The 20,464-nt window shown below is 71.9% G+C and carries 20 protein-coding genes; 11 read left to right on the top strand and 9 right to left on the bottom strand.

Going from position 1 to position 20,464, the window contains the following annotated elements:
• Positions 1-80: 80 nt before the first annotated feature.
• On the bottom strand, positions 81-1,889 hold the full coding sequence (locus ACIBBH_RS19940) for an ABC-F family ATP-binding cassette domain-containing protein (RefSeq protein WP_399406302.1): 1,809 nt from the start codon (positions 1,887-1,889) through the stop codon (positions 81-83).
• A 156-nt stretch (positions 1,890-2,045) separates the two neighbouring features.
• Between ACIBBH_RS19940 and ACIBBH_RS19935 the strand changes: the two genes are divergently transcribed.
• Positions 2,046-2,639, top strand: a complete 594-nt coding sequence (locus ACIBBH_RS19935; RefSeq protein WP_399406300.1) for a Uma2 family endonuclease — start codon at positions 2,046-2,048, stop codon at positions 2,637-2,639.
• 3 nt (positions 2,640-2,642) lie between these two features.
• Here the strand turns inward: ACIBBH_RS19935 and ACIBBH_RS19930 are convergent, their stop codons facing one another.
• The 6 genes from ACIBBH_RS19930 to rsmI form a co-directional block, all read right to left on the bottom strand.
• Positions 2,643-3,536 carry a 4-(cytidine 5'-diphospho)-2-C-methyl-D-erythritol kinase gene (locus tag ACIBBH_RS19930; protein WP_399406299.1) on the bottom strand — a complete coding sequence of 298 codons (894 nt, stop codon included), beginning with the start codon at positions 3,534-3,536 and terminating at the stop codon, positions 2,643-2,645.
• A complete protein-coding gene (rsmA, locus tag ACIBBH_RS19925; protein WP_399406297.1) occupies positions 3,533-4,444 on the bottom strand; it encodes a 16S rRNA (adenine(1518)-N(6)/adenine(1519)-N(6))-dimethyltransferase RsmA in 912 nt (303 codons plus the stop codon). The genes ACIBBH_RS19930 and rsmA overlap by 4 nt, the downstream gene beginning before the upstream one ends.
• A gap of 33 nt (positions 4,445-4,477) precedes the next feature.
• A complete protein-coding gene (locus ACIBBH_RS19920) occupies positions 4,478-5,845 on the bottom strand; it encodes a ubiquitin-like domain-containing protein (RefSeq protein ID WP_399406295.1) in 1,368 nt (455 codons plus the stop codon).
• Between the two features lie 103 nt (positions 5,846-5,948).
• Positions 5,949-6,848, bottom strand: a complete 900-nt coding sequence (locus ACIBBH_RS19915; protein WP_399406293.1) for a TatD family hydrolase — start codon at positions 6,846-6,848, stop codon at positions 5,949-5,951.
• Positions 6,849-6,882: 34 nt separating this feature from the next.
• Positions 6,883-7,299 carry a hypothetical protein gene (locus ACIBBH_RS19910; protein WP_399406291.1) on the bottom strand — a complete coding sequence of 139 codons (417 nt, stop codon included), beginning with the start codon at positions 7,297-7,299 and terminating at the stop codon, positions 6,883-6,885.
• 233 nt (positions 7,300-7,532) lie between these two features.
• On the bottom strand, positions 7,533-8,381 hold the full coding sequence (gene rsmI, locus ACIBBH_RS19905) for a 16S rRNA (cytidine(1402)-2'-O)-methyltransferase (protein ID WP_399406289.1): 849 nt from the start codon (positions 8,379-8,381) through the stop codon (positions 7,533-7,535).
• Between the two features lie 109 nt (positions 8,382-8,490).
• Here rsmI and ACIBBH_RS19900 point away from each other — a divergent pair, with 109 nt between their 5' ends.
• The 4 genes from ACIBBH_RS19900 to ACIBBH_RS19885 all read left to right on the top strand — a co-directional run bounded on the left by ACIBBH_RS19900 (position 8,491) and on the right by ACIBBH_RS19885 (position 14,464).
• Positions 8,491-10,230, top strand: a complete 1,740-nt coding sequence (locus ACIBBH_RS19900) for a dolichyl-phosphate-mannose--protein mannosyltransferase (protein WP_399406287.1) — start codon at positions 8,491-8,493, stop codon at positions 10,228-10,230.
• Between the two features lie 295 nt (positions 10,231-10,525).
• A complete protein-coding gene (locus tag ACIBBH_RS19895) occupies positions 10,526-10,858 on the top strand; it encodes a hypothetical protein (protein ID WP_399406285.1) in 333 nt (110 codons plus the stop codon).
• Positions 10,859-11,066: 208 nt separating this feature from the next.
• Positions 11,067-12,683 carry a penicillin-binding transpeptidase domain-containing protein gene (locus ACIBBH_RS19890; protein WP_399406283.1) on the top strand — a complete coding sequence of 539 codons (1,617 nt, stop codon included), beginning with the start codon at positions 11,067-11,069 and terminating at the stop codon, positions 12,681-12,683.
• Between the two features lie 104 nt (positions 12,684-12,787).
• Positions 12,788-14,464, top strand: a complete 1,677-nt coding sequence (locus ACIBBH_RS19885; RefSeq protein WP_399406281.1) for a penicillin-binding transpeptidase domain-containing protein — start codon at positions 12,788-12,790, stop codon at positions 14,462-14,464.
• Between the two features lie 23 nt (positions 14,465-14,487).
• Here the strand turns inward: ACIBBH_RS19885 and ACIBBH_RS19880 are convergent, their stop codons facing one another.
• Entirely contained in the window at positions 14,488-14,835 is a 348-nt protein-coding gene (locus ACIBBH_RS19880) for an SsgA family sporulation/cell division regulator (RefSeq protein ID WP_399406279.1), read from the bottom strand.
• A gap of 147 nt (positions 14,836-14,982) precedes the next feature.
• Between ACIBBH_RS19880 and ACIBBH_RS19875 the strand changes: the two genes are divergently transcribed.
• The 6 genes from ACIBBH_RS19875 to ACIBBH_RS19850 all read left to right on the top strand — a co-directional run bounded on the left by ACIBBH_RS19875 (position 14,983) and on the right by ACIBBH_RS19850 (position 19,822).
• Entirely contained in the window at positions 14,983-16,020 is a 1,038-nt protein-coding gene (locus tag ACIBBH_RS19875) for an energy-coupling factor ABC transporter permease (RefSeq protein WP_399406277.1), read from the top strand.
• Between the two features lies 1 nt (position 16,021).
• Positions 16,022-16,783: a cobalt ECF transporter T component CbiQ gene (cbiQ, locus tag ACIBBH_RS19870; protein ID WP_399406275.1), complete on the top strand. Its 762-nt coding sequence runs from the start codon at positions 16,022-16,024 to the stop codon at positions 16,781-16,783.
• Entirely contained in the window at positions 16,771-17,538 is a 768-nt protein-coding gene (locus ACIBBH_RS19865) for an energy-coupling factor ABC transporter ATP-binding protein (protein ID WP_399406273.1), read from the top strand. The genes cbiQ and ACIBBH_RS19865 overlap by 13 nt, the downstream gene beginning before the upstream one ends.
• Positions 17,535-18,017: a MarR family winged helix-turn-helix transcriptional regulator gene (locus tag ACIBBH_RS19860; RefSeq protein WP_399406271.1), complete on the top strand. Its 483-nt coding sequence runs from the start codon at positions 17,535-17,537 to the stop codon at positions 18,015-18,017. Before ACIBBH_RS19865 ends, ACIBBH_RS19860 begins: the two co-directional genes overlap by 4 nt.
• A 116-nt stretch (positions 18,018-18,133) precedes the next feature.
• The gene (locus ACIBBH_RS19855) at positions 18,134-18,580 is read left to right on the top strand and encodes an organic hydroperoxide resistance protein (RefSeq protein WP_399406269.1); all 447 of its coding nucleotides are present in this window, start codon (positions 18,134-18,136) and stop codon (positions 18,578-18,580) included.
• Positions 18,581-18,652: 72 nt separating this feature from the next.
• Positions 18,653-19,822: a serine hydrolase domain-containing protein gene (locus ACIBBH_RS19850; RefSeq protein WP_399406267.1), complete on the top strand. Its 1,170-nt coding sequence runs from the start codon at positions 18,653-18,655 to the stop codon at positions 19,820-19,822.
• On the opposite strand, the gene ACIBBH_RS19845 is transcribed toward ACIBBH_RS19850, so the two are convergent.
• Positions 19,812-20,087, bottom strand: coding sequence for a DUF1876 domain-containing protein (locus ACIBBH_RS19845; RefSeq protein ID WP_399406266.1), 276 nt, complete (start codon positions 20,085-20,087; stop codon positions 19,812-19,814). The two genes, ACIBBH_RS19850 and ACIBBH_RS19845, sit on opposite strands and share 11 nt — an antisense overlap.
• Positions 20,088-20,464: the final 377 nt, after the last annotated feature.

The following is a 20,464-nucleotide window of genomic DNA, read 5'->3' as shown; positions in this document are numbered from 1 at the left end:
CCCCTGTTCCCAAGGGAGGACCGGCCCGTGATGCCGCCGTTACGCGCCTTCACGCCCCCTTCACGTGCTGCGCGCCCCCGCTACGCGTCCTCGGCGAGTTCCAGCCAGCGCAGCTCCAGTTCCTCGCGCTCCCCGGCCAAGTCCCGCAGCTGGGCGTCGAGTTCGGCGACCTTGGCGAAGTCGGTGGCGTGCTCGGCAATCTGGGCGTGCAGCCTGGACTCCTTCTCGGAGACGCGGTCCAACTGCCGCTCGATCTTCTGGAGTTCCTTCTTGGCGGCGCGCTGGTCGGCGGCGCTCCTCTCCGGGGCGGCGGCCTTGGGCGCCGACGCGGCGGCGGAGGCGGCGACCGCCTCCTCCATCCGCTGCCGCCGCTCCAGGTACTCGTCGATGCCGCGCGGCAGCATCCGCAGCGTGCCGTCGCCGAGGAGGGCGTAGACCCGGTCGGTGGTGCGCTCGACGAAGAAGCGGTCGTGGGAGATGACGATCATCGAGCCGGGCCAGCCGTCGAGGAGGTCCTCGAGCTGGGTGAGGGTCTCGATGTCGAGGTCGTTGGTGGGCTCGTCCAGGAAGAGGACGTTGGGCTCGTCCATGAGGAGACGCAGCAGCTGGAGCCTGCGCCGCTCACCACCCGACAGGTCCCCCACCGGCGTCCACTGCTTCTCCTTGTTGAAGCCGAACGTCTCGCACAGCTGTCCGGCGGTCATCTCACGCCCCTTGCCGAGGTCGACGCGCTCGCGCACCCGCTGGACGGCCTCCAGGACCCGCAGGTTCGGGTCGAGTTCGCCGACCTCCTGGGAGAGGTAGGCGAGCTTGACGGTCCTGCCGACGGCGATCCGCCCGCCGACCGGCTGTGCCTCGCCCTCGGTCCGGGCCGCGTCGGCCATGGCGCGCAGCAGGGAGGTCTTCCCGGCGCCGTTGACGCCGACCAGGCCGACGCGGTCGCCGGGGCCGAGCTGCCAGGTGACGTGCTTGAGCAGCACCTTGGGGCCGGCCTGGACGGTGATGTCCTCCAGGTCGAAGACGGTCTTGCCGAGCCGGGAGGAGGCGAACTTCATCAGCTCGCTGCTGTCCCGGGGCGGCGGCACGTCCGCGATGAGCTCGTTGGCGGCCTCCACGCGGAAGCGCGGCTTGGAGGTACGGGCGGGCGCGCCGCGCCGCAGCCAGGCCAGCTCCTTGCGGACCAGGTTCTGCCGCTTGGTCTCCTCGGTGGCGGCGATGCGCTCGCGCTCGGCCCGGGCGAAGACGTAGTCGGAGTAGCCGCCCTCGTACTCGTACACGGTGCCGCGCTGGACGTCCCACATGCGGGTGCACACCTGGTCGAGGAACCAGCGGTCGTGCGTGACGCACACCAGCGCCGACCGGCGCTCCCGCAGGTGCCGGGCCAGCCAGGAGATGCCCTCGACGTCGAGGTGGTTGGTGGGCTCGTCGAGGACGATCAGGTCCTGCTCCTCGATGAGCAGCTTGGCCAGCGCGATCCGCCGCCGCTCGCCACCCGACAGCGGCCCGATGACGGTGTCGAGCCCCTTCGGGAAGCCGGGCAGGTCGAGTCCGCCGAACAGCCCCGTCAGTACGTCCCTGACCTTGGCGTTCCCGGCCCACTCGTGGTCGGCCATGTCACCGATGACCTCGTGCCGGACGGTGGCCGCGGGGTCGAGGGAGTCGTGCTGGGTGAGCACCCCGATCCGCAGCCCGCCGGAGTGCGTGACCCGCCCGGTGTCGGTCTCCTCCACCTTGGCGAGCATCCGGATGAGGGTGGTCTTGCCGTCGCCGTTGCGTCCGACGACCCCGATCCGGTCCCCTTCCGACACGCCGAGCGAGACACCGTCCAACAGGGCACGGGTGCCGTACACCTTGCTGACGTTCTCGACATTGACCAGGTTGACGGCCATTTCACTCCTGCGTGCGGGGGTCGGTCAGCCTTCTAGCGTAGGGCCTGGGGCGCGGGGGACGGCGCGCGAGGGGCGGTCACTCTTTGTGATGACGTGATCGGGAATCGACCGCTACCGTGGAGGGCAGGCAGCAGGATCCCGTCCATGGGAGGAACCATGACCGCCGAGTCCGCAGAGCACCGCATGCAGTGGCCGGTGCCGCCGCAGGACGGCTACACCGTGGACGACCTGTTCACGCTGCCGGATCTCCCGCCGCACACCGAGCTCATCGACGGGAGCCTGGTCTTCGTGAGCCCGCAGCGCTACTTCCACTTCGCCACGATCGACCTTCTGGCGAACGGGCTGCGCAGCACCGTGCCGCCCGGCTTCAAGGTCGCGCGTGAGATGACGGTGGTTCTGGATCGGCGCAACGGCCCCGAACCGGACATCTCGGTGGTCCGTGCCGAAGCCGTCACGGACCGACGTCAGACCCACTTCAAGGCGGCCGACGTCCTCCTCGCCGTCGAGGTGGTCTCACCGGACTCCGAGGCCCGCGACCGCGACTACAAGCCGCACAAGTACGCCGCGGCCGGTATTGCGCACTTCTGGCTGGTCGAGATGGCGGGCCAGGACGACCACCCCGTGGTCCAGGTGTACGAACGCGGCGAGGCCACCGGCACCTACGCACTCACCGGCATCTACCACGATCACGTCAAGGTCGGTGTGCCTTACGACATCGACATCGACCTGACCGCCATCGACGCCCTCTGAGCCTCAGACGACCGTCGCCCCCGGCACCGGCCCCTCCGCGGTCCGCACCGTCCGGCACGTCCCCGACGCTCGCAGCGCCTGCGCCGCCTTCTCCGCCGACTCGGCGTCACGCGCGAGGAACGCCGTGGTGGGCCCCGACCCGGAGACCAGCGCGGCAAGCGCGCCCGCCGCCCGCCCCGCGTCCAGCGTGTCCGCCAGCTCCGGGAACAGCGACAGCGCGGCAGGCTGAAGGTCGTTCGACACAGCCCCCGCCAGCGCCTCCGGGTCGCCCTTCGCCAGCGCCTCCAGCAGCTCCGCCGAAGCCACCGGCTCGGGAATCTGCCGCCCCTCCGCCAGCCGGTCGAACTCCCGGAAGACCGCCGGCGTCGACAGCCCCCGCTCGGCCATCGCGAACACCCAGTGGAAGGTCCCGCCGACCTCCAGCGCCGTCAGCCGCTCACCGCGCCCGATGCCCAGCGCCGCCCCGCCCACCAGGCCGAACGGCACGTCGCTGCCCAACTCGGCGCAGATGGAGAGGAGTTCGGCCCGCGAAGCACCCGTACCCCACAGCGTGTTGCACGCGAGCAGCGCGCCCGCGCCGTCCGCGCTGCCGCCCGCCATGCCCCCGGCGACCGGGATGTCCTTGGCGATGTGGAGGTGCACGGCGGGCTCGATGCCCCGGCGCTCGGCGAGGGCGACGGCCGCGCGCGCGGCGAGGTTCGTGCGGTCCAGGGGGACCTGCTCGGCGTCCGGCCCGGCGCAGGTGACGCGCAGCTCGTCGGCCGGGGTGACCGTGACCTCGTCGTACAGGCCGACCGCGAGGAAGACGTTGGCCAGGTCGTGGAAGCCGTCGGGGCGGGCGGCTCCCACGGCGAGCTGGACGTTGACCTTGGCGGGGACGCGTACCGTGACGCTCACTGCTGACCGGACTCCTTCTTCGGGGGTGCGGGGGTCGCCCCCCGCGATGACGCGGCCTCGGCGATGCGCGCGAACTCCTCCACCGTCAGGGACTCCCCGCGTGCCTGCGGCGAGACACCGGCGGCGACCAGGGCCGCCTCGGCGGCCGCCGCCGACCCGGCCCACCCGGCGAGCGCGGCCCGCAGGGTCTTGCGGCGCTGCGCGAACGCCGCGTCGACGACGGCGAAGACCTCCCGCCTGGAGGCCGTGGTCCTGATCGGCTCGGGCCGCCGGACGAGCGAGACCAGTCCGCTGTCGACGTTGGGCGCGGGCCAGAAGACGTTGCGGCCGATGGCGCCGGCCCGCTTGACCTCGGCGTACCAGTTGGCCTTCACGGACGGCACGCCGTACACCTTCGAGCCGGGCGGGGCGGCGAGCCGGTCGGCGACCTCGGACTGCACCATCACCAGGGTGCGTTCGATGCTGGGGAAGGTCTCGAGCATGTGCAGCAGCACCGGCACGGCCACGTTGTACGGCAGGTTCGCCACCAGCGCGGTCGGGGCGGGGCCCGGCAGCTCGGTGACGTGCATCGCGTCGGAGTGGACCAGCGCGAACCGGTCCGCCCGCTCAGGGCTGCGGGCCGCGATCGTCGCGGGCAGCGCGGCGGCGAGGACGTCGTCGATCTCGACGGCGGTGACGCGGTCGGCGGCCTCCAGCAGTCCCAGGGTGAGGGAGCCGAGCCCCGGACCGACCTCGACGACCACGTCCTCGGGACGGACCTCGGCGGTGCGGACGATACGGCGGACCGTGTTCGCGTCGATCACGAAGTTCTGGCCGCGCTGTTTGGTGGGACGCACGCCCAGCGCTGCCGCGAGCTCACGGATGTCGGCGGGACCGAGGAGGACGTCTGGGGCGGGGCTGCTGCTCACGGGACAAGACTACGGGCCCGCCCGAAGACCGCCTCACCCGTGCAGCCGCGCCCCGCAGTGCGGCCAGGGACTCTCCCCCTGCCGCATGTACAGCTTCTTCGCCCGGTACGTCTGTTCCGCCGCCGGCGCGTCCTGGGGACGCCCCGTGCCGCCGAGGGCATGCCAGGTGCGGGTGTCGAACTGGTAGAGGCCGCCGTACGTGCCGGAGGGATCCACCGCGTCGGGCCGCCCCCCGGACTCGCAGGCCGCGAGCCCCTTCCAGTTGAGGTGGTCGGCGCCCCGCACGGACGGGGGATGCGGCTTGGTGCCCACCTTCACGAGCTGCGTCCGCGGCCTGCGCACGACCTCGGATCTCTCCCGGCGCGGCGTCTGCTTGACCCCGTTGACGGTCCGCTGGAAGTAGGTGACCCGCCGCAGCCCCGGCTGTCCGGGCCGCTCGACGACCTCCGTGCCCGTGAACAGGGAGGGGTCTTCGGTCCGCCGCACCTGGAAGGGGATCGCCTCCTCGCGGACCTCCTTCGCGCCGGTGATCCGCAGCACGGTCACCGTCTGCCCGTCGCGCGGGAAGCTGTCGGGCGAAACGGAGGTGGTGTCCTGGCCGTGCAGGGTGATCCCGGCCTCCTCCACCACCTCCCGTACGGTCGCCGCGTTGGTGCGGATGGTGCGGGCCCGGCCGTCCGCCATGATCGTGACCGCGCGCTCGGTGCGCACGTCGAGGGCGAGCCCGGCGCGCCCGATCCGCTGGGACCGCGAGGCCGACAGATACGCGCCCTCCGCCCGCACGCCCATCTGCTCGAGCGCCTCGTCCACGGTGTGCGCCGTCGTCCACACCTCGCGCCGGTGACCGTCGAGGGTGAGCCGCACGGGGCGCCCGTAGCGCACCGCGACCTCGTCGCCGCTGGCCAGAGCCGTGCCGGGGGCGGGCGCCACCACGTCGTGGGCGCCGACCGCCACGCCCTCCTCGGCCAGCAGCTCGGTCACGTCGTCGGCGAAGGTGTGCAGCGTGCGCGGCCTGCCGTCGACGCTCAGCTCGACCGCTTTGTCCTTGGCGACGAACGCGGTGGTGCCGCCGGCGAGGAACGCCACAACCAGCACCCGCGGCAGCAGCCGGCGCACCGCGGCCTCCGGGCGCTCGGTGCGGCGCGCCCTGCGCCGGTGCGCGGCACGCCTGCCGGCCTCGGCGGGCACGGCGGGCACGGCGGGCACGGGGGGCTCGGGGGTCACCGCCTCGGGCACGCTCGCCACCTGCCGCGGCACCGCCGGCTCGGTGACGAAGTACGCCTGTGCCTCGTAAGCGGGCCGATAGGTGTCCCCGTACCTCCCGTACGGCGGTGTCTCCGCGGGGTGCACGGAGGCGTCATGGCCGTACGGTCCGTACGTCTCGTACTGCGACTTGCTCACGCCGACACGCTCCAGGGGGCCAGAGGGGTCCGATCGGGCCCCCAGAACCTAGCGGAGCGGACGTCACTCTCCAAAGCGACGCGACTACACAGAGTAGTACCCGTCAGTAGCTGAACGCGCGTGCCGTGTTCGCGGCGAGCGCCGCCGCCAGGATGTCCTCGTCGATGCCGCGCACGGCGGCCATGGCACGCACCGTGACCGGGATCAGGTACGGGGCGTTCGGCCGCCCGCGGTACGGCGCCGGCGTCAGGAAGGGCGCGTCGGTCTCCACCAGGACCAGTTCCAGCGGGGCGACGACGAGGGCGTCACGCAGGTTCTGGGCGTTCTTGAAGGTGACGTTGCCGGCGAAGGACATGTAGTAGCCCTCGCGGGCGCACACCTCGGCCATCCCGGCGTCGCCGGAGTAGCAGTGGAAGACGGTGCGCTCGGGGGCGCCCTCCTCCTTCAGCACGCGCAGGACGTCGGTGTGGGCGTCGCGGTCGTGGATGACCAGCGCCTTGCCGTGCCGTTTGGCGATCTCTATATGAGCCCGGAAGGACCGCTCCTGCGCCGCCTTGCCCCCGGGCCCGGTGCGGAAGTAGTCGAGCCCCGTCTCACCGACGCCCTTCACCTGCGGCAGCCCGGCCAGCCGGTCGATCTCGGCGAGGGCCTCGTCCAGCGCGGCGTCGCCGCCCGGCTCGCGGGCGCCCTGCCGCGACCAGCCGTCGGGGTCGCCGTGGACGATGCGCGGCGCCTCGTTCGGGTGCAGGGCGACCGTCGCGTGCACGCTCTCGTACGCCGCCGCGGTCTCGGCGGCCCACCGCGAGCCCTTGATGTCGCAGCCGACCTGGACGAGCGTCGTCACACCCACCGACGCGGCCTTCGCGAGGCCCTCCTCGACCGTGCCGGACTGCATGTCGAGGTGGGTGTGGGAGTCGGCGACCGGCACCCGGAGGGGGTCCGGGAGCGGCGGGGCGGCGTTCTTTTCGTGCGTGCCGCCCGCGGCGGAGGCGTTCGAAGGCATGCCCCGATCCTACGAAAGGGGCATGCCCGGCCGGTCAGCTCGCCTTGCGCTGGAAGGGATGGAGGAGATCGGACAGATGCCAGTGGTGCTGGGCATTGCCCTCCGCGGGTCCGGCCGCCTCCGCCGGCGGCTTCGGCGCCTCGACCGGCCCGGCATGCGGAGCGCGGTGCCGCTCGGCCGCGTCGCGCACCGACGAGACCTGGCCCGCCCGCATGATCCGCACCACGTGCCCGTCGCAGTTCTGGCAGGCGGGCCTGCTCAGCGGGGACGGCACGACCTGGCCGCCGACTACGTACCTGACGAACTCGTGGCCGTCGGCGTCCGTGTGGTGCTCTATCTCGTACGACTGCTCCCAGCCGTGCCCGCACCTCATGCAGGCGAAGGAATACGACTCGTGAACGACTGCGGTCGCCGTACCGCGCGGGCCGGTCTGCCCAGCGATCTCACTCATGCCAGCTCCTCCCCTTGGGGGCGAGGGACAGGTGCGTCCCTTCGACCAGTGGACGCTTCCACCGGCGTGAACGCAGCAGCCCTGCCGAGTGTTGAAGGCGATTTGGACTCTGCTTGCCGAACCGGTCCCGGCGGCGGGTCTGCGCTTTGCCTTCCACGACAGCCCTTTGCCCGCCCATGGGGCGCCCGCTCATGGGAGAAGAGACCTGCTCACAGGGGGTGTGAGCCCCTTCACTACCCTGCGGCGTTCTTCGCCGCCACCACCGCGTCGAACACCTCCCGCTTGGGGATCCCGGCCTCGGCGGCCACCGCCGCGATCGCCTCCTTGCGGCGCTCCCCGGCCTCCTCGCGAACCCGGACCCGGCGCACCAGTTCCCCGGCGTCCAGTTCCCCGGGCCCGCGCTCGGGGGCGCCCTCGACGACGACGGTGATCTCGCCGCGCACGCCCTCGGCCGCCCAGGCCGCCAGCTCGGCCAGCGGGCCGCGCCGTACCTCCTCGTACGTCTTGGTCAGCTCGCGGCAGACGGCGGCCCGCCGCTCGGCGCCGAAGACCTCGGCCATCGCCGCGAGGGTGTCGTCGAGGCGGTGCGGGGCCTCGAAGTAGACCAGCGTGCGGCGCTCCTCGGCGACCTCGCGCAGCCGCGACAGCCGCTCCCCCGCCTTCCTCGGCAGGAAGCCCTCGAAGCAGAACCGGTCGACGGGCAGCCCGGACAGCGCGAGCGCGGTGAGCACGGCGGACGGGCCGGGTACGGCGGTGACCTTGACGTCCTTCCCGACGGCCGCGGCGACCAGCCGGTACCCCGGGTCGGAGACCGACGGCATACCCGCGTCCGTCACCAGCAGCACGCGCGCGCCGTTCAGGAGCTCCTCGACCAGCTCCGGCGTCCGCGCGGACTCGTTGCCCTCGAAGTACGACACCACCCGCCCCTTGGGCGTCACGCCCAGCGCCTGCGTCAGCCGGCGCAGCCGGCGCGTGTCCTCGGCGGCGACGACATCGGCGCCGGCCAGTTCCTCGGCCAGCCGGGGCGGCGCGTCCGCGATGTCGCCGATGGGAGTGCCCGCCAAAACAAGGGTTCCAGTCACGCTGTCATCCTCTCAGGGGCCGGCGGGGAGGCCCGCCGGGGCGGAACGAACGCCGACCGGTACCACCCATGCACGGGACTCACACAGAAGGGTTCCCTACGATGGCGCGGTGACCAGTACCGCGTCCTCCATGGACACCCGGCAGGGCCGGGCCCCGCACGACCAGCGGCCGGCCTGGCAGCAGCGGCTGCGCCGATTCGGCTACACGGCAGGGCCGAGAAGCGACCTGCGTGACCGCCTGGTGCCGCCGTACGCCGAGCCCAGCCCCCGTCTGTGGCTCGCCCTGGGCGTGCCGCCGACCCTGGCCGCGCGCATCACCCGCTGGTCGAGCTGGCTCGGCCCGCTGCTGGTGACGCTGATGGCGGGCGCGATGCGGTTCTGGAACCTGGGCAACCCGAAGGCGGTGATATTCGACGAGACGTACTACGCCAAGGACGCCTGGGCGCTCGTCCACCGCGGCTTCGAGGTCAACTGGGACAAGAACGCCAACGACCTGATCCTGCAGACGAACGGCCACGTCACCATTCCGGCGGACGCGGCGTACGTCGTGCACCCGCCGGTCGGCAAGTACGTCATCGGGCTCGGCGAGCAGTTCTTCGGGTTCGACCCGTTCGGCTGGCGCTTCATGACCGCCCTGCTGGGCACGCTGTCCGTGATGCTGGTCTGCCGCATCGGGCAGCGGCTGTTCCGCTCCACCTTCCTGGGTTGCCTGGCGGGCGCGCTGCTGGCAGTCGACGGCCTGGCCTTCGTGATGAGCCGCACCTCGCTGCTCGACGGCGTGCTGATGTTCTTCGTGCTGGGCACCTTCGACTGCCTGCTGCTCGACCGGGACATGGCGCGCGCGAAACTCGCCGCCGCGCTGCCGGCCGACGAGGACGGCCGCCTGCGTCCCGACGAGCACGTCGCCGACACCTTCCGCTTCGGCCTGCGCCCGTGGCGCTGGGCGGCCGGTGCCCTGCTGGGCCTGGCCATCGGCACCAAGTGGAACGGCCTGTACATCCTGGCCGCGTTCTGCGTGATGGCCCTGCTGTGGGACGTCGGCGCCCGCAAGGTGGCCGGCGCCCGGCACCCGTACCAGGCCGTCCTCAAGTACGACACGGGCCTGACCTTCCTGGCCACGGTCCCGGTGGCGATCGCCGTCTACCTGCTGTCCTGGATCGGCTGGATCCTCTCCCCCACCGACGGCTCCGGCGGCTACTTCCGCAACTGGGCGGCCACCGACGGCAAGGGCGGCCACTGGACCTTCCTGCCCGACTGGCTGCGCAGCCTGTGGCACTACGAGCACGAGGTCTACAAGTTCCACGTCGGACTGTCGTCTCCGCACACCTACCAGTCCAACCCCTGGAGCTGGATCGTCCTGGGCCGCCCGGTCTCGTACTTCTACGAGTCCCCCTCCCCCGGCACCGACGGCTGCCCCTCCGACGCCGGCCAGAAGTGCGCCCGCGAGGTCCTCGCCATCGGCACGCCCCTGCTGTGGTGGGCGGCCTGCTTCGCCGTCCTCTACGTCCTGTGGCGCTGGCTCTTCCGCCGCGACTGGCGTGCCGGCGCCATCGCCTGCGGCATCGCGGCCGGTTACCTGCCCTGGTTCATGTACCAGGAGCGCACGATCTTCCTCTTCTACGCCGTCGTCTTCGTGCCCTTCCTCTGCCTGGCCGTGGCCATGCTCATCGGCGCGATCATCGGTCCACCCGGCTCCAGCGACACCCGACGCGTGGTCGGCGCGGCGGGGGCGGGGGTGCTGGTGCTGCTGATCGCGTGGAACTTCATCTACTTCTGGCCGCTGTACACGGGAACGGCGATCCCGATCGACTCCTGGCGGTCGCGGATGTGGCTGGACACCTGGGTCTGACCGGGCGGACAAACACGAGGGCGCGGCGACCGGCCGCGCCCTCGTGGTCGTGAAATGCGGTCCTCGCGGTCCGCGAGATGCCGTGGGAAAAGCCGAACGATAAGCTTGACACTGCATCACATCCAACATGAGACGCTTTGCAGCCGAACCGGCGCATTGTTCACGCCGGGTGACAGGTGCTCGGCCTGACGGAGCGATGCCACCCACCCCTCACTGACCTGGGCGACCGCTGCCACGGGTGACCAACCGCCGCGCGCCGACGGCCGCACTGGCAGGCACTCAAGGGAGGTTGAACATGAACCGCACACGTCGTCTCGGAACAGCCGTGTTCCTCATCACCCCCGTGCTCGCGGTGAGCCCTGCGGTCGGCGCACGCGCAGCGACCGCCACCGCGCCCGACATTCCCTCACGCGCCACGTGCAACGTCGAGACGGAGTCGAACGGCAAATACCACCTATGGGGTGTCGGATTCCCCGCCTACGCGCAGGTGGCCTATTCGGGTTCCAGCACCGGCACCGTCTCCACGGACCAGTCGGGAAGGTTCGACCTCGGCGGTCTCAGCGGCAGCAAGTGGGCCGTCAAAACGGCCGACGGGAAGACGTACACCTGCGCCCTGGTCCGTCACTGACCCTCAGCTTCGCCGCCCTGTACACAGGCACCGCGATCCCGATCGACTCCTGGCGTTCACGTACGTGACTGGACGCCTGCATGAGAGGCATTTGCGGGCACACTCCTGATCTCTGTTCGGACACCATCCGAAAACACTCCTCACAGCGGCCCCTCCGGCCACTTACAGTGCGAGCACTGGAACGGGGGACGGGGGAGGAGAACGCGCCATGCGCAAGGGGGCCAAGGCCGCTGTCATAGGCGGGGTGTTCGCGGTGTTGGTGGGAGGGGCCGGGTATGGGGCCCTCAACATCATGTCCGCGTTGAGCGACGACGGGGGGACGGGGGCCGCGGCCGTGAAGACCGGGCCGCCGAGCGGGGACGAGGTGAAGGAGGCGACCGCGAAGTTCTTCGCGGCCTGGGAGAAGGGGCGGGCGGCGACCGCGGCGTCGTACACGAACTATCCGGAGGACGCCGAGTCGCTGCTGACGGCGTACGGGCAGACCGCGCACATCACCAAGGTGCGCATCACGCCCGGCACCGCGAGCGGGGACACCGTGCCGTTCACCGTGCAGGCGACCGTCTCGTACGACGGGAAGTCCAAGCCCCTCGACTACAAGAGCCGGCTGACCGTGGTGCGCGGCGAGACCACGCACCGCGCGCTCGTCGACTGGCAGCCGTCCGTCGTGTACCCGGAGCTGGGCAAGGGCGACACGCTCGAAACCGGGGAGGCGGCCACCCCGCCGATCGAGGCCGTGGACCGCGACGGGAACGTCCTGACGAAGGAGAAGTACCCGTCGCTGGGGCCCCTCCTGGACGAGCTGCGCAAGCGCTACGCCGACAAGGCGGGCGGCACGCCGGGCGTCGAGCTGGTGATCAAGCACGCTGATCAGAACAGCGCCGACACCACCCTGCTCACCCTCGCCAAGGGCAAGGCGGGCAAGCTCCCGACGACGCTCAGCGCGAGCGTCCAGGCGGCGGCGGAGACGGCCGTCGAGAAGTACGCAGAGTCGTCGGCGGTCGCCGTCAAGCCGAGCACCGGTGAGGTGCTGGCGGTCGCCAACCACCGCGCCGACGGGTTCAACGCCGCCTTCCTCGGCGAGCTGGCGCCCGGCTCCACGATGAAGATCATCAGCGCGGCCACCCTCATCGACAACGGGATCACCACGGCGAACGGCCCGGCCCCGTGCCCGCCGACCGCGACCTGGCAGAGCCAGACCTTCAGCAACCTCAAGAGCCTGGACCCCGACGAGCACGCCACCCTCGCCGACAGCTTCGCCCGCTCCTGCAACACCGCCTTCGTGCAGTACGCGGACAAGGTGAAGGTGGACTCCCTGACCAAGGAGGCCGAGGAGCGGTTCGGGCTGGGCGGCGACTGGAAGGTCGGCCTCCCGTCCTTCGACGGCCGGGTCCCCGCCTCCGGCGGCCCCGACACGGCCGCCGCCCTGATCGGGCAGGGCCAGGTCCAGATGAGCCCGCTGAACATGGCGTCGGTGACGGCGACCGCGATGACGGGCACCTTCCGGCAGCCGGTCATCGTGTCCCAGAAGCTGGACGGGCGCGAGATCGCCACCGCACGGGGCCTGCCGGCGGCCACGGTCGCCCAGTTGCGCTCGATGATGAACCGCACCGCCACCAGCGGCACCGCCGCCGGGGTGATGTCCGGCCTGAGCGGCAGCATCGGCGCGAAGACCGGCTCGGCGGAGGTCGACGGGCAGGCCAGGTCCAACAGCTGGTTCGCCGGTTACCGCAACGACGTCGCCGCCGCGGCGATGGCCCAGGACGGCGGCCACGGCATCGACGCCGCCGGTCCGATTGTCGCAAGCGTGCTACGGACAGGTGGCTGACGTCACGCCCCAAGGCAGGGACTCTAGGGTGGTTGCCGTCGTTGGGGACTGTGAGGGACACGAGGGCGACGGGAACCCGGGGAATCGCGGAGGATCGGAAAGCTGTGGGCAAGAGAAGACGCGTCGCCGAGCGGCGGAAGACCTCTCCCGCCGTGCTCGGCGGGATGATCGCCGTCGTCGTCGGCGGTGCCGGATTCGGTGCCTACGCGCTCTACGGCGGCGGTGCGGCGGCCGACGACGGCACGCGCTCCGCCTCCGCGGCCTCCGACCACAAGCCGGTCAAGACCGGCCCGGTGTCCGCCACCGAGGTGCGCACCACCGCCGAGCGCTTCCTGACGGCCTGGCAGCAGGGCAAGATCACGCAGGCGGCGGCCGCCACCGACGGCTCCAGCGCCGCCGCCGCCCTGCTCACCGGCTACACCAAGGACGCCCACATCAAGGGCCTCACCGTCACGGCCGGCACCCGCGCCGGAGCCAGGGTCCCCTTCTCCGTGAAGGGCACGGTGTCGTACAAGGGCGTCAGCAAGCCGCTGGCGTACGACAGCGCGCTCACCGTCGTCCGCCGTGCCAGTGACGGCAAGCCGCTGGTCGACTGGCACGCCTCGGTCGTCCACCCCGACCTGAAGGACGGCGACAAGCTGGTCACCGGCGAGTCCGGCACCCCGCCCGTCAAGGCGCTGGACCGCGACGGCGGGGAACTGACCGCCGCCACGTACCCGTCGCTCGGCACGGTCCTGGACGGGCTGCGTGAGAAGTTCGGCAAGACGGCGGGCGGCAAGGCGGGCGTGGAGCTGCGCGTGGTGCGCGGCAAGGCGTCGGCGAAGGCCAAGCTGTCCGACAAGACGCTGGTGGAGCTGAGCAAGGGCACGCCGGGCACGGTGAAGACCACACTCGACCCGACCCTGCAGGCCGCCGCCGAGCGGCAGGTGAGCAAGCAGGCGCGGGCGTCGGTGGTCGTGATGCGCCCGTCGACCGGCGAGATCCTGGCCGTCGCGAACACCTCCCACGGCTTCAACACCGCCTTCCAGGGCTCGCTCGCGCCCGGCTCCACGATGAAGATCGTGACGTCGACGATGCTGTTCGAGAAGGGGCTGGTCACCCCGGACGCGTCGCACCCCTGCCCCAAGACGTACAAACTCGCCGGCTGGACGTTCCACAACGACGCCGACTCCGAGATCAAGAAGGGCACGTTCAAGCAGAGCTTCGGGGCCTCCTGCAACAACGCCTTCATCAACTTCGCGCCGAAGCTGTCCAACAGCGACCTCACGAAGGAGGCGCAGCAGGTCTACGGCCTCGGCATGAACAACTGGGCCGTCGGCGTCCCGTCGTTCGACGGCTCCGTCCCGGTGCAGAGCGGCGCGCAGATGGGCGCCTCGCTGATCGGACAGGGCGGGGTCCGCATGAACCCGCTGAACATGGCCTCGGTGGCGTCGACGGTGAAGACGGGCGTCTTCCACCAGCCGTACCTGGTGTCCCCGACGGTGGACGACCGCACGCTGGCGAAGGCCTCGCGCACGATGTCGTCCAGGACGCAGGCCGAGCTGAAGGAGGTCATGCGGTACACGGCGGCGTACGGCACGGCAGCCAAGGCGATGGCGGGCCTCGGCCCGGACTACGGCGCGAAGACCGGCTCGGCCGAGGTCGACGGCCAGAAGAAGCCCAACGGCTGGTTCACGGCGTACCGCGGCGACCTCGCGGCGGCCGGCGTGGTCCAGGCGGGCGGCCACGGCGGTGACACGGCGGGCCCGATCGTGGCGACGCTGCTGAGGATGGGCGGCTGATCAGCGGACCGGACGGCGGCTGGTCAGCGCCGGACGGGCTCGCCGGCCATATAGGTCCGGCGCAGGAACCGGATGAGCGTCTTCGACTCGAACTGCACCACCGAGACGCCCTGCTCGTCGTGGAACTCCACGACGGCCTGCACACGCCCGCACGGCCACACCCGTACGTCCCCGCTCTCGGCCGGCGCCCGCAGGCCCCGCTCCAGCAGCGACCGGGAGAGCGTCCACTCGTGCGGTCCGGGCAGGCCGACCCGTACCGAACGCGGGTCGGTCTCGGGGTCGTAGCGCAGCACGACCCGGACCGCGGGGTCCTCCGTGATGTCCTCGTCGGTGACTATGTGGGCCCGCGCATACTGTTCGACTACAGACATCGGACCAGCCCCTTACGCTCAGTGACCTGTGCGGAAGCTGTGCATCCACCTCTCGTCCAATGTCCCACATTCTCCAAATCATGCCCGCCGGGCCGACGTATCTCTCGCTCTTGCAAGACGTTCGCAACAACCCCCTAAAATCAAACGGTGCACGTACCTGACGGATTCATCGACGCCCCCGCCTCCGCGGTCACCGGCGTGGTCGCCGCCGGCGCCCTCGCCGTGAGTCTGCGCGGCGCGCGGCGAGAACTCGACGAACGTACGGCGCCGCTCGCCGGACTGGTGGCGGCGTTCATCTTCGCCGTGCAGATGCTGAACTTCCCGGTCGCGGCCGGAACCAGCGGCCATCTGCTCGGCGGCGCGCTCGCCGCGATACTCGTCGGTCCCTGTACGGGGGTCCTGTGCGTCTCCGTGGTCCTGCTCATGCAGGGCATCCTCTTCGCGGACGGCGGGCTGACCGCGCTCGGCGTGAACATCACCGACATGGCGGTCGTCACGACCGTCGTCTCCTACGCCCTCTTCCGCGGCCTGGTGAAGGTGCTGCCGCGCAGGCGACGCTCGGTCACCGTCGCCTCCTTCGTCGCCGCGCTGGTCTCCGTGCCGGCCGCCGCCGTCGCCTTCACACTGATCTACGCGGTCGGCGGCACCACCGACGTCGCCCTCTCCAAGGTCGCCACCGCGATGATCGGCGTCCACGTCCTCATCGGCATCGGCGAGGCCGCGATCACCTCGCTCACGGTCGGCGCCGTGATCGCCGTACGGCCGGACCTGGTGCACGGCGCGCGCGGTCTCCAGCAGCGCCTGAAGCTGCGCGTCAACGGCGAGCTGGTCGACGCTCCCGCTACCCCGGTACCCGTCGCCGCCCGGACCTCGCGCCGCGGGCTGTGGATCACCGGCCTGGTCACCTCCCTGGTCCTCGCAGGGTTCGTCAGCTTCTACGCCTCCGCCAACCCCGACGGCCTGGAGAAGGTCGCCCACGACAAGGGCATCGACAAGAAGGCGGAGCGGCACGCGAGCGACGGCTCCCCGCTCGCCGGGTACGGCGTCAAGGACATCTCCGACGCCCGCCTCTCCGGCGGTCTCGCGGGCGTCATCGGCGTCGGCGTCACCGTCGTCGGGGGCAGCACGGTGTTCTGGGTGGTCGCCCGCAGGCGCCGTACGAGCGAACCGGCCGAGGCCGCCTGAGATGGGCGCCGGACACGCACACCGGCTCTACCGGCACGGCCACTCCCCCGTGCACGCCCTGCCGCCGCACACCAAGCTCGCCGCCGCCTTCGCCTTCGTGGTGGTCGTGGTGTCGACCCCCCGCGAGGCGATGTGGGCGTTCGGGCTGTACGCCGTCCTGCTGGGCGGGGTGGCGTACGTCGCGCGCGTGCCCGCCGGGTTCCTGCTGAAGCGGCTGCTGATCGAGGTGCCCTTCGTCGCCTTCGCCGTGCTCATGCCGTTCGTGGCGGAAGGTGAGCGGGTCGGCGTCCTCGGGCTCTCGCTGAGCGTGAACGGCCTGTGGGGCGCCTGGAACGTGCTCGCCAAGGGCACGCTCGGCGTCGCCGCCTCCGTCCTCCTGGCGTCCACCACCGAACTGCGCGAACTCCTCCTCGGCCTGCAGCGCCTCAAGCTCCCGCCGCTGCTCGTGCAGATCGCCTCCTTCATGATCCGCTACGGCGACGTCATCGCCGACGAGATGCGCCGCATGCGGATCGCCCGGGAGTCGCGCGGCTTCGAGGCGCGCGGCGTGCGCCACTGGGGCGTGCTCGCCAAGTCGGCCGGCGCGCTGTTCATCCGCTCCTACGAACGCGGCGAGCGGGTGCACCTGGCCATGGTGAGCCGCGGGTACGCCGGTTCCATGCCGGTGATCGACGAGGTGACCGCGTCCCGGGCGCAGTGGTCGTACGCCCTCGCCCTGCCCTGCGCCGCCCTCGTCGTCTGCCTGCTGGGATGGGCCCTGTGAATGATGTGACACCTTCGCTGGAAGTGGCCGGACTGGCCTTCGCCTACCCCGACGGGCACCAGGCCCTGTTCGGCGTGGACTTCTCCGTCGCGCGCGGCGAACGGGTCGCGCTGCTCGGCCCGAACGGCGCCGGCAAGACCACCCTCGTGCTGCACCTCAACGGCATCCTGGGCGGCGGCGCCGGGACGGTGACCGTGGCCGGGCTGCCGGTGGGCAGGAAGCACATGGCCGAGATCCGGCAGAAGGTCGGCATCGTCTTCCAGGACCCCGACGACCAGCTGTTCATGCCGACCGTGCGGGAGGACGTGGCGTTCGGCCCGGCGGCGGCCGGAGTGAAGGGGGCCGCGCTGGAGGAACGGGTGCGTACGGCCCTGGAGCGGGTCGGGATGCGGGAGTTCGCCGACCGGCCGCCGCACCACCTCTCCTTCGGCCAGCGCCGCCGGGTGGCCGTCGCGACCGTCCTCGCCATGGAGCCGGAGATCCTCGTCCTGGACGAGCCCTCCTCCAACCTCGACCCGGCCTCCCGGCGCGAACTGGCCGACATCCTGCGCTCGCTCGACGTGACGGTCCTGATGGTCACCCACGACCTGCCCTACGCGCTGGAGCTGTGCCCGCGCTCGCTGATCCTCAGCGACGGCGTGATCGCCGCCGACGGCCCGACCGGCGCGCTGCTCTCCGACGACGCGCTGATGCGCGCCCACCGTCTGGAGCTGCCCTTCGGCTTCGACCCGCGGTCCGTGACAATGGGCGCGTGACGAACCAGGACGAGTACGAGGGCACCGACGGGGCCGCCGGGTCGCTGCTCCTGGACGACCAGCTGTGCTTCGCGCTGTACGCCGCCCAGCGCGCGGTGACGGCCGCGTACCGCCCGCTCCTCGACGAGCTCGGGCTCACCTACCCGCAGTACCTCGTCCTGCTGGTCCTGTGGGAGCGCGGCGAGACCACGGTGAAGGAGCTCGCGACCGCGCTGCGGCTCGACTACGGCACGGTGTCGCCGCTGCTGAAGCGGCTGGCGGCGACGGGGCTCGTACGGCGTGAGCGGTCGGCGCGGGACGAGCGGTCGGTGCTCGTCGCGGTCACCGGACGCGGGGAGGCACTGCGGGAGCGCGCGGCGCGCGTGCCCGGCGCGCTGCTCGCGGCGACGGAGCTCGGCACGGGAGAGGTCGCGCGGTTGCGCGAGGAGCTGTGGCGGCTGGCGGAGCGGGCGGAGGCGGCAGCGGACCGTAGCCGCTGACCGCAGCAGCACGACGTTACCCAGGGTTGCACACCCCTGACAGGAACAGCCGGGCTACCGGCCAGTACCTTGTGCACGATGCACTTGCGCACATCTGTTCTGGGGGAGGGCCAGCCATGACTGACGGCACCGCCGTCGACACCCGGCCGACGAAGATCATGTACATCGCGGAGGCCACCGCGCACGGCGGCCGGGACGGCTACGTCACCAGCCAGGACGGGCAGATCGACCTGAAGGTCGCGATGCCGCCGGAGCTGGGCGGCGACGGCAACGGCACCAACCCCGAGCAGCTGTTCGCGGCCGGCTACAGCTCCTGCTTCCACAACGCCCTGATCCTCGTCGGCAACCGCGCGGGCTACGACCTCACCGGCTCCACGGTCGCCGCGAAGGTCGGCATCGGCCCGAACAGGACCCGCGGCTACGGTCTCGCGGTCGCCCTCAGCGTCTCCCTGCCGGTCCTCGACCCGGACCTCGCCGCCACGCTGGTGGACGCGGCCCACGAGGTGTGCCCGTACTCGAACGCCACGCGCGGCAACATCGACGTAACGATCGTCCTCGGCTAGCCGGACGCAGGAATCGCAGGCTGACAGTGGGTGTTGCGCCCACTGTCGAAGGCGAGCCGAAGGAGTGCGGGCGTGGACGTGAACGGTGCGGTGGCCGGGGGCTTCGAGCCGGTCAGGGAGGCGTTCGCAGCGAACTTCGAGCTGCTCGGCGACCGGGGCGCGGCGGTGGCCGTGTACCGGGACGGGCACAAGGTCGTCGACCTGTGGGGCGGCACGAAGGACGTCGACGGCACGGCCCCCTGGGAGCGCGGCACCGCCCAGATCGTGCGCTCCGCGACGAAGGGCGTCGCCGCCGCCGTACTGCTGCTCCTGCACCAGCGCGGCGAGCTGGACCTGGACGCGCCGGTGGGTGAGCACTGGCCGGAGTTCAAGGCGGCGGGCAAGGAACGGACCCTGGTCCGGGACCTGCTCGCGCACCGCGCCGGTGTCCCCGTCCTCGACCGACCGCTGACTCCGGAGCAGGCCGCCGACCCCGATCTGGGCGCCGCGGCCGTCGCCGCCCAGGCACCGGCGTGGGAACCGGGCACCGACCACGGCTACCACGCGCAGACCTACAGCTGGCTCACCGGCGAACTCGTCCGCCGGATCACCGGCCGCCCGATCGGCGAGTGGATCGCCGCCGAGATCGCCGGGCCGGCCGGCGCGGAGCTGTGGCTCGGCCTGCCGGAGACGGAGGCCGCGCGGGTGGGCCGGGTCGGCCCGGCCGAGGCCCCCGAGACGGCCGGCGCGCTGAGGACCCGCCCGAAGCGCGCGGTCGCCGAGGCCTACGCCGACCCCGCCTCCCTGACCCGCCGCGCCTTCGCCGCGATCACCCCGCTGCCCGACGAGAACGCGCCCGCCCACCGCGCCGCCACCCTGCCCGCCTCCAACGGCATCGCCACCGCCGACGGCCTGGCCCGCTTCTACGCATCCCTGATCGGCGACCTGGACGGCGGGACGCGCCTGTTCACCCCGGAGACGGTGGAGCTGGCCCGGGCCGAGCACTCCGCCGGCCCGGACCGCGTGCTGGTGGTGAACACGCGGTTCGGCCTCGGCTACATGCTGCACGGCGGCGCGTCCCCGCTGCTGGGCGCGGGCTCCTTCGGACACCCCGGGCGCGGCGGCGCCCTCGGCTTCGCCGATCCCGGAACCGGCATCGCCTTCGGCTACGTCACCAACGGTTTCCGTACGAGCGTGACGGCGGACCCGCGGGCCCAGGCGCTGGTGCGGGCGGTGCGCGAGGCGGTGCCGGTCACACGTTGATCGGGTGGGACGTCCGCCCGGACGCCTCGTCGATCTCCCGGTGCGCCTTGGTCAGCAACTGCATGGCCAGCTCGTTGAGAGCGCGGGCGCCCGCGATCTCCTCGCCGACCCTCGGTTGATTGGAGTCGGAGCGGTGGCGGCTGGCGTGGCCGTGCGCCCGCACCTCCGTGCCGTCGGGCAAGCGGACCAGGGCCGCCGCCCGCGTGTGCTGATCGTCCTCCTGGAACTCCAGCTCGACGTGCCATCCCACGGTGGTATGCATCATGACGAAACACCTCCGGAACCACTGATTCCAGGGTGCTCCTCATGGACCTCGGCGTCACGTCGGCGCCCGGTCGCTGTCCCTGTGGAGCAGGAGTCGGCGCGCGGGAGCGGAAGCGGGCCCGTCAGGAGGCCGGCTTCTCGTCGAAGCCGGCGAAGCAGGCGGCGGCCATGTCCTCGTCCGCGTGGCCCGCGCGGCGGCCCGCGCGAGGCGTTCGGCGGTCGCCTACGCGACGTCTAGAGGGACACCGCCCCGGGGGAGGGCTGCGGTGTCGTCGGCGTCAGTGGCGGCTGTCGTCGTCATGCGGGGAACGGTAGCGGTGCGTGTACGGGGCAGCCGACCGGGTTGCGCGGGGCGGGGGCGGAAAGGAGCCGGTGAGG

This window comes from Streptomyces sp. NPDC051636, from assembly GCF_044453765.1.
Lineage (GTDB): Bacteria > Actinomycetota > Actinomycetes > Streptomycetales > Streptomycetaceae > Streptomyces.
Note: the sequence above shows the minus strand (reverse complement) of the source record. Positions and strands in the feature narration are given on the sequence as shown.